Origin of the sequence: Gilliamella sp. HK2 (genome assembly GCF_001690265.1) — a bacterium.
In the GTDB taxonomy this organism is placed as follows: domain Bacteria; phylum Pseudomonadota; class Gammaproteobacteria; order Enterobacterales; family Orbaceae; genus Gilliamella; species Gilliamella apicola_C.
In genome coordinates this window covers 1-2,818 of sequence record NZ_LZGV01000030.1, presented here as the reverse complement: position 1 = coordinate 2,818, position 2,818 = coordinate 1, and the positions used below count along the sequence as shown (strand labels likewise).

Below are 2,818 nucleotides of genomic sequence, written 5' to 3'. Positions count from 1 at the left end.
ATCAAAATCAGCAGTGCCGGCATTGAACTGGGCACGCAAGATAATGTGTATCTTAAATGTAATGTGATGCAAAAGATGGGGCCGGCACGTATAGATGATAATAAACTTAAATTCTCAAAAAGTGATGTTGATGTCGCGCTTAGGCGATTAATAGAGAGTGGCCATGTTAATTTTTCAGGTTAAGGAACTAAAAAATGACATTATCAGCAGTAAAAAAATGGAAATATCCCGTTATTGTAAATGGAAAAGAAAAATTAAGTGCCAATACTTATTACGAAGCATTAATGTCGGCATCAACGGGGTTTTATCCTGTCAGTGTAAACAAGCTTATGCACTGTGGCGTTCATTTTGATTTAAATGCTCTTAAAAAATTGGGGAATGAAAAAGAGCGTAGAGTGCATTGTATTGCTGATGGTGAGATTATCGCTTATCGGGTTAATGACCGTTATCAAAAAATAGATAAAGGCGATGAAGTTGTTTTTTTCTCAACGGGTTTTGTTCTGGTTAGGCACTTACTTGAAATGGAGCGTGTAGAAGAAACGCCAGTATCAGAAAGCGATACAACCGAGGATAACACTAATACAGAAGGAACAACGGCAGATACTAATCAGGCACAATCACCAAGTAATAGTACCGAGACGACAACAGCTACCCCCCCTCAGACAAATACAGAGACAGCGACCGACACATCCTCTTCATCTGAAGCGGCAACAACGTCAGAGACAACACCCAACACGACAGAGCCAGCAAAAGAAAAACAGCCGGGACACCGTCTTTATTTTTATAGTTTGTATATGCATTTAGCTGATACAAACTATTACGATAAAAATCCTAAAGAGCCAACTCCCGCATTTTGGGAGCAGGATATTTATCGTGTTCGCGTAGGGCATAAGGACTTAGATTACGTAGCTGGGTTAAATATTCGAGAAAAACCCGATAATTCAAATAATAAAAATATACGCGCCGTGTTACAAAAAGGCACAAAAGTCAATTTAAATCTAGATTTGCATGATGAAAAATATGAATGGTATGCTGTTTCGAATTTTGTCGAAGGGTATTTTTCAATTCCTGAATTAAAACCTATAAAATACAAATGTGATAAAACAGGAACAGAAGTCGATATTTTAGGTTGGGTGTATACTGGCAAAGCAGTAACAACATCAGAATTTGAAATATTGAGTAGTGAAACGGATATAACATTGGCGAAAGAAAAAAAAGAATTTAACGCTAATTTAGTTAAATCTAAAGGTCTAAGAGTCTGGAATGACTTTAAGGATAAAAACGATAAAAAACTTTACTCAATGCTACCAGAGGGCACACAAGTTAAAATATCAGGAGAGAAAAAAACGAAAAATTATGTTGAGTTAACGGAAGTGGTTAGAGATGGAAAGCCCACACTACCGTTACCGGCAGAAAAGAAAAAAGTTTGGTATGATTGCCTTGAAAATATAGTCAGAGGAAAAAAATACAACGAAGTAGTGGTATTAGAGAAACCCTTTCCGATTAAAGCGGGTGATTTAGTGGGACATATTGGTCATAACCAAAATAAAGGTATACTCAAAAGCAAATATTCTAATCTTGAAACCTTGCCATTAGGTGAAGGTTCAAACGATAAAGAATTTTGTCCTCATTTACATGTTGAATGTTTCACTTGTGAAGACTTGCCAAGCTATATCACGCAAACACAAGCAGAAGCGAGTAAAATCCCAGAGGGAGATAAAGCCTTTTTGGGTATAGCTAAACAGGTCAAACTACTGGAAAAAGAAGCTGCATCGGATACGACAGTGGGTAAACCGTATGCAAAGACCAAAATCAATGTAATGAGTCAAGATGTGAAGGTGGCTTGGTTACAGATTGAAATTTATTCATCAGAAACAGAAAAAAAGACATTATGGATAAAAAATGAAGCAGCTATTGCCAAAGTAGCCAAACCCAATGGGGAGTTATCTTTAGCCGAAAACACGGTTGCTTGGACTAAACATCCTTTACAAGCGAGTAATATACTCAGTAGCACACTAATTGTGGGCACAGCATTACAGGTCGAGATGAATGATGCAAAGTTATCACTAAGCGACAATCGAGCAATAGACGCACAAGGTAACTTGTGGTTAAAAGTCGATGTACTTGATGATAAAAACCGAAAAAGAAGTGGTTGGGTGTTAGTGAATGGTGAAGGTGCTAAGCGGGTCAGTTGTTGGGATTGGTTTGATTTTATGCAGATAAAAGAAACGGCCACATTAAAAGAACTCTACCTTGACGCAGACAAATCGTTAAAACGTAATAAAGACAACCATTCATTATCGCAATATAAACCAACAATAAAAGAAACATTATCTATTCTTGATAAGCAATACCATGTTGAAACAAAAATATATACCAGTATAAAAGAAGCGAGTTTTAAAGGTATTGCAGATAAACCGATGCTATTTACGGCATTAAGTCGCTTATTAATCAATTACGAAAGCGAATGGTATAGTGAAATTGATGCTGAAGGCAAAATGCCGAAATGGGAAGCGTTAAACAGCGAGCTGACGGAAAATGCTAAAAATATATTAGCGTATTTACAAACGGGTGACGAAGCAAAATTAGATGCATATTTAAGCCGTGTAGGTAAAGCAAAGGACTCCCCTGAAGCGAAAGGGTTTGAAACACTAAGACGAGAAATAAGCCGTTTTCCTGCAGATTATAAAGAATCACCCTCGAAAAAGCTGACTAAAGAACAGTTTGAATCTTATGCCAAAATGGAAGCATTAGAAAAACAAGTAACAGCTTGGGAAAAGACCAAAGAGAAGATAAAAAAGATGTTATGGTGGGATGA

At 37.0% G+C, this 2,818-nt stretch carries 1 protein-coding gene and 1 pseudogene; both read left to right on the top strand.

Annotated elements, in window-relative coordinates:
* A partial coding sequence (locus tag A9G45_RS14295; protein WP_176701803.1) for a hypothetical protein occupies positions 1-183 on the top strand: 183 nt, incomplete at its 5' end.
* Positions 184-194: 11 nt separating this feature from the next.
* Positions 195-2,818 (top strand): annotated as a pseudogene (locus tag A9G45_RS02985) (hypothetical protein); the annotation flags it as partial.